Below are 6812 nucleotides of genomic sequence, written 5' to 3' on the forward strand. Positions count from 1 at the left end.
ACCCACCGCGCTCGCCACCTGGAGGCACGCATCGAGTAGCGCGGGATGAAACCGGTACGCCTGGCTCTCGGCCACGAGCGCGGCTGGGAGCTGGATGCGGCCCAGCGCCTCGCCGTCTCCACGCCACACCTCCTCCACGCACTGGAACGCCGGCCCGTATGCCATGCCGCGCGCACGCGCCTGCTCGTAGTGCTGCGCCGCGGTCACCGCCGTGGGGCACCGCTTGCGAATGAGCTCCGGATCGAAGCGCGGCCGCGAGCTCGAGCGATCGGCGCCCACCCGGATCGCTCCAGAGGCGTGCAGCGTCCACTCCTGCCCCGTCTTCGCGGCGCTGGAGATCCGGAAGTCCATCCGCCCCGCCCCCTGCTCGGTGAGGACGAGCTGCAGCTGGCTCTTCCCCGTCTCCGGCAGGAACAGCGCCTGGGCCAGCGTCACGCGCTCGAGCGCTGGGGCAGCCTCCGCGCCCGACACCTCATATGCCGCTGCCAGCGCCAGCTCGGCGAACAGCGTCGCGGGCACGAGCGCCTCCTCCTGGAGGCGGTGATCCTTCAGCCAGGCCACGTGCTCGGCGTCCAGCTCCACTTCCCAGAAGCGCTGGCCGGGCTGGAGCGAGGAGCGCCACCCCCCGGAGAGCAGCGGATGTCCCGAGGAAGAGGGACGCCGCGTTCCGGAGCTCCGGTCGTAGCATCCCTCGATCCAGTACCGCTCGCGCTGGAAGGGGTACGTCGGCAGGGACACCCACCGGCCCGGCTCCCGCTCGTGGAAGCCCTTCCAGTTCACCGGGGCTCCCCTCACGTACAGCTCGCCCAGCGTGCGGTACATCCGCTCCAGATCCTCCCCATCCTTCTGCAGCGAGGGGACCCACGCGGCGGATCCTTCCGGCAAGCACCTCTGGCCCAGGCGCAGGAGCGTGTGGCCGGGCCCGATCTCCACGAACACGTCGCAGCCGCTGGCGCGCAGCGTCTCCATGCAGCCAGAGAAGCGGACCGGCTCGCGGACGTGGCGCCGCCAGTACTCGGCCCGGCCCATCTCCGCTGCCTCCGCCCGCCGGCCCGTGACGTTGGAGGCCAGCGCGATGCGCGGGGCTTCGAACTTCACGCGCCCCGCAGCGCGGGTGAACGCCTCCAGCATGGGATCCATCAGCGGCGAGTGGAACGCGTGGGACACCACCAGCTTCCGTGCCTCCACTCCCTTGGCGGTGAAGGCCTCCATCACCGCCCGGACGGCGCTGCTCCTGCCGGAGATCACCACCTGCTCGGGGCCGTTGATGCCTGCGATGGAGACGTCCGCGGCGTAGGGCGCGAGGGCCTCGGCCACGCGGTCCACCGGAGCGAAGAGGGCGGCCATCTCGCCGGCCTCGGGCAGCGCCTGCATCAGCCGCCCGCGCTCGGCCACCAGCGCCAGCCCCTCCTCCAAGCTGAACACGCCGGCCACGCAGGCGGCCACCAGCTCGCCCACGCTGTGCCCCATCACCCAGTCCGGCTGGATGCCCCAGGAGCTCCACAGCTCGCTCAGCGCGTACTCCAGCGCGAAGAGCAGCGGCTGCGTGTACGCCGTCTGATCCAGTGGCGTCTTCCCCGCCTCGCCGTGCATGACGGAGAGCAGCGGCTGCTCCAGGTGCGGGCGGAGCAGCTCCGCGCAGCGATCGAGCGTGGCGCGGAACACAGGCTCGCTCTCGTACAGCCGTCGGCCCATTCCAGCGTACTGTGAGCCCTGCCCGGTGAAGAGGAACGCGATCTTCGGTGGCCGGCCACTGGCGGCCACCTCGCCGGAGATCAGCCCGCCCACCTCCTGCCCCGCGGCGAAGGCCTCCAGCCGGCGCGCCGCCTCGGCCGTCGAGTCCGCCACCAGGGCCAGGCGATGGGGAAGCCGCGCCCGGCCCAGGTTGGCGGTGTGGCACACATCCCGCAGCGCCGGGGCACCAGGCTCGCGCAGGGTCCGCTCGTGGCTGCTGGCCAGCGCCTTCAGCGCAGCCGGGCTGTTCGCCGTGAGCGTCAGCAGGTGGATTGAGCGCTCGTGCGCCGGAGCAACGGGCTCGGCCGGCTTCGGCGCCTCCTCCAGCACCACGTGCGAGTTGGTGCCGCTCATTCCAAACGAGCTCACCCCTGCCAGCCGAGCCGTGGCGCCCGCGGGCCACGGCTGCTCCTCGGAGGCGATGACGAAGGGCGTGCCCTCCAGGCTGATGCGCGGATTCAGCGTCTGGAAGTGCAGCTGGCGCGGGATGACGCCGTGCTGCATCGCGAGGACGACCTTGATCAGCCCGGCCACGCCGGCAGCCGACTCCAGGTGGCCCAGGTTCGTCTTCACCGATCCGAGCGTGCACACCGCGCCGTCCGGGCGTGGCTCGCCCAGCACCTCACGGAGCGCCTCGAACTCGATGGGATCGCCCAGCGAGGTGCCCGTGCCATGCGCCTCCACGTAGCTCACCTGCGAGGGGGTTGCCCCCGCGTTCTCCAGCGCCTGACGCAGCAGCGCCTGCTGTGCGAGCACGTTGGGCGCCGTCAGCCCGGAGGAGTGACCGTCCTGATTGATGGCCGTGCCCCGGATCAGCGCCAGGATCCGGTTCCCGTCCCGCTGCGCGTCCGACAGGCGCTTGAGCACCACCAGGCCGCAGCCCTCGCCACGCACGAAGCCGTTGGCCCGCGCGTCGAACGTCTTGCACCGCCCATCCGGAGAGAGCGCCTGCGTCTTGGCGGCCAGGTGCAGGGAGATCGGAGAGAGGATGAGGTTCACCCCGCCGGCGATCACCAGATCGCTCTCGCCGTTGCGCAGGCTCTGGGTGGCGACATGGATGGCCACCAGCGAAGAGGAGCACGCCGTGTCGATCGAGAAGCAGGGGCCTTGCAGGCCCAGGTGGTAGGAGATGCGCCCGGCCGCGAACGAGGGGCCGTTGCCCGTCACCGAGTACACGTCCATCCGGTGCGGCGGCAGGGCCACCGTCTCCAGGTAGTAGTCCTGGGTGTTCATGCCCAGGAAGACACCGGTGCGGCTGCCCACGAGCTGATCCGGGGGGATGTTGGCGTGCTCCAGCGCCTCCCACGTCACCTCCAGCAGCAGGCGGTGCTGGGGATCGAGCCCCACCGCCTCGCGCGGGGAGACGCCGAAGAGCGCGGGGTCGAACCCGTCCACCTGGTCAATCAGCCCGGCCCAGCGCGTGCCACTGTCCGCGGGGGACAGCTCCTGGGGCCACCGGGTTGCGGGGATCTGCTGGACGGCGTCCACGCCATCCTTGAGTGTGCGCCAGAACGCCTCGGGGCCGTTGGAGCTCCCCGGGAACCGGCAGCCCATGCCGACAATGGCAATGGGCTCGGTGCGCGCGCGCTTGAGCGCCGCGATCTGTGCCTTGGCCCGGGCCAGGACCTCGAGGGCCCGGTCCAGTCCCTTCTCGTCGCGCAACTCCTCCGGCTTCATCGCAGCAGCTCCTCCAGGGAGGCCAGTTCCTTCTCGAGCAGCGCCCGCTTCTCCGCCTCGGAGATCGGCACCATCGCCGGGGCGGGAACCTCCCGTGCCTTCGCGGGCGCGGGAGGCGTCTCGGGGGCGGGCTCGATCTTGGTGAGCAGGTGCTCGGCCAGAGCGGCAACGTTCGGATAGGTCCACACGAGCGTGGCGGGCAGCCGCAGCCCCAGCCCGCGCTCGAGCTGGTTGCGCAGCTCCAACCCCATCAGCGAGTCCATGCCAAAGCTCTTGAGCGCGGCGTGGCGCTCGATCGCCGAGATCGCCAGGCGCGCGACAGCCGCCACCTGCTCCTGGACGAACTGCTCCAGGAGCGAGGCGCGCTCGGCCCCGCGCGCCTCACGCAGCTTCTCTCGCACCACGGCCTTCGCCGGCTCCACGCGGCGCTCGCGGCTGCTCTTCACCACGGGGGACAGCCGCGTCGACGAGGCCGCCTGCGGGTAGTAGTCCATCCACTGCCGCGCATCGAAGGCGATCACCGCGACCTGGGCCACGTCCTGGCCCAGCAGGTGCTCGAGCGCGGCGTGGGCCTCGTCCGGCGAGAAGCTGCGCACGCCCCGGTGCGCCAGCCGTGCGCCCCGGTTCGCCGCCGCCGCCGCCAGGCCTACCTCCGCAAAGGCGCCCCAGTTGATGCTCAGGCCGGGCAGTCCCAGCGCACGCCGGTGATGCGCCAGCGCGTCCAGGAAGGCGTTGGCCGCGGCGTAGTTGCCCTGTCCCGGAGTGCCCAAGAGGGCGGCGCCAGCGGAGTACAGCACGAAGAAGTCCAGCGGCTTGCCGCGCGTGAGCAGGTGCAGATTCCAGGCGCCCAGCACCTTGGGGCCCATGACCTTGCGGTAGCGCTCGAGATCCTGCTGAGCCAGCAGCCCATCCTCGAGCACGCCAGCAAGGTGCAGCACGCCCTTGATCGGGGGCAGCTGTCCTTCCGCCCGCTCGAGGACCGCCTGGAGCTGAGCGAAGTCCGCCACGTCCGCCTGCGCGACGTGGACCTTCGCGCCTTGGGCCTCCAGCCCCGCTACCGCCTCTTGGCGAGCCGGGGTGTCCGCGCCCTGCCGCCCCACCAGCACGAGGCTGCGGGCACCTCGGGCCACCAGCCACCGGGCCACGGAGAGCCCCAGCCCGCCCAGGCCTCCCGTCAGCACATAGGTGCCGTCGGCCTTGAGCGTGATCGGGTGCTGCGCGCGATCCTTGCCGGGGGACCCTGGCATGACGCGGCCCACGAAGCGTCCCTCGGGTCGAAGTGCGATCTCCTCCTCATCACCGCCCGCGAGCAGCTCCTGCGCGAGCCCCCGGGACTGCTCCTCCAGGCTGCTCTGCGCGCTCAGATCCACGCACGCGCAGCGCAGATCCGGGTGCTCGTAGAAGAGGGTGCGCCCCAGCCCCCACAGCGGCGCCTGCGCGAGAGACACCGCCCCGGACGATCCACCCACCGCATGGACATCTCGCGTCACCAGCCACAGCCGCGGCAGCTGGCGGAGCGCGGCGCGGGCGACCGCCTGACTCCAGTGCAGGACCGCGCCATAGCCGAGCGCCTGCTCGGCTCTCAGTGCCGCGGGGGTCATCCCGTTCGCGGCGGGCGCATCCGCGCTCCAGAGGAACACTGCTCCGGCGAGCGGAGGGCCCTCCTGGAGGAGCGCGGAGACAAGCGCGGAGAAGTCCTCCGCCCGCTCTGGGCGCACGGTGTAGAGCGAGGGTCCTTCTCGCGAGAAGGCATCGCCGGCCTGGACGCGCACGCAGGAGAAGCCATGCGCCTGGAGCTCCGAACCCACCCGCGCGGCAAGCCCGCCCTGATCCACGAAGAGCACCCAGCGCCCGCCCCCATCCGTCTTGCTCCGCGGTGAGGCCGTCACTGCCGCTTGCTGCCAGGACGGGGTGTAGAGCCACTCCGCCCAGGGCTCGCGAACCTCGGCGGCCAGCATCTTGCGCGGGTCCGCCTGCCGGATGCGGAAGCCCTCCACATCCGCGAGCAGCGTGCCGCCCTCATCAAAGAGGCGGAAGTCCGCGACGCACATCTCCGGGCCTGGCGTCTCGTGGGCCCGGACCTGGACGTGACAGAAGAGCCGGCCCGCTCCGCGCCGGTGGAAGCGGATGCGATCCACGCTGAAGGGCACGTACGCCTTGCCCTCCTCGAGGGTGGGGCCCGCGGCCAGCAGCACCTGGAAGCACGAGTCCACGAGCGACGGATGGAGCGGGAAGCTGTCCGGGCGGCTGGAGGAGGGCCGCTGGATCACCCCCAGCGCCTCTCCCTCCCCTCGCCACAGCTCGGTGACCCACGCGAAGTCCGGGCCGAGCTCGATGCCTCGAGCCTTGAGGTTCTCGTAGATGTCCGCGAGTGGCCGGGCCTGGGTGCACCGCGCGCGGGCCTCCATGAGGGGCGTGAACGCGCTCGCGGGGGCGCCTTCTCCCACGCGGAGCCGCCCGGTGGCGTGGATGCGCCACGTCTCCTCGTTGCCCGGGGCCGCCGCCGAGGGGCTCGCGCTCTGGAAGGAGAACTCGCCCGCGGCCTCGGCCGGGCTGAGCAGCAGGTGCAGCCGGTGCGTCTGCCCCTCCTCGAGCACCAGGGCGCGCTGGAACTCCATGCCCTCCAGCGAGAACACCGAGGGCCCCAGAGCCTCCTCCGCGGCGGAGATCAGCGCGGCCACGTGGAACGCGCCGGGCACGACGACGGCGCCAAAGACGCGGTGGTCATCCATGTAAGGCTGCCGCGCCACGCTCACCGCGGAAGCGAATTGAAGCTCGCGGCCCGGACTTGGGATCCGGCGGCCATGCAGCGGGTGACCACCCGAGAGCCCCAGGTCGAGCCCACCCGAGACCGCCGCGGGCTTGGACAACCAATAGGCCTTGCGCTGCCAGGGGTAGGTCGGCAGGGAGACGAAGCGCCCGGCGGGGTAGAGCTTGCGCCAGTCCACCATGAGGCCCACCGCGTACAGCCGCCCCAGCGACTCCAGCATCCGCTCCCGCTCCGGCTGCTCCCTCCTCAAGCTCCCCACCACCACTCCCCGCGGCTCTCCCTCTTCTCCGCTCAGGGTTGGCTCGATCGCTGGCGCCAGGATCGGATGCGGGCTCAGCTCCACGAACAGTGTGTGCCCCGTCTGCTTCAGCTTCTCCACCGTCGGCCCGAACATCACCGGCTCTCTCAGGTTCTTTACCCAGTACCCGGCGTCCAGCTCCGATCCCTCCACCTCCCGCACCTTCACCGTCGACATCATCGGAACCCGGCCCGCTCTCGGCGCCAGCCCCTGGAGCATCTCCAGCAGCTCTTGCCTCAGCACGTCCATCTGCGGACTGTGCGAGGCCACGTCCACCTTCACCCGCCGGCAGAACACTCCCTCTGCCTCCAGCCCTTTCACCAGCTCCTCCAG

At 71.5% G+C, this 6812-nt stretch carries 2 protein-coding genes; both read right to left on the bottom strand.

Going from position 1 to position 6812, the window contains the following annotated elements:
- Positions 1-3411: type I polyketide synthase (locus VD972_RS29420; protein WP_324992082.1), on the bottom strand; the 3411-nt coding region annotated here is incomplete at its 3' end.
- Positions 3408-6800, bottom strand: coding sequence for an SDR family NAD(P)-dependent oxidoreductase (locus VD972_RS29425; RefSeq protein ID WP_324992083.1), 3393 nt, complete (start codon positions 6798-6800; stop codon positions 3408-3410). The genes VD972_RS29420 and VD972_RS29425, both read right to left, overlap by 4 nt.
- Positions 6801-6812 lie beyond the last annotated feature (12 nt).

Source organism: Hyalangium sp., assembly GCF_035629615.1.
Classification (GTDB): Bacteria; Myxococcota; Myxococcia; order Myxococcales; family Myxococcaceae; genus Hyalangium.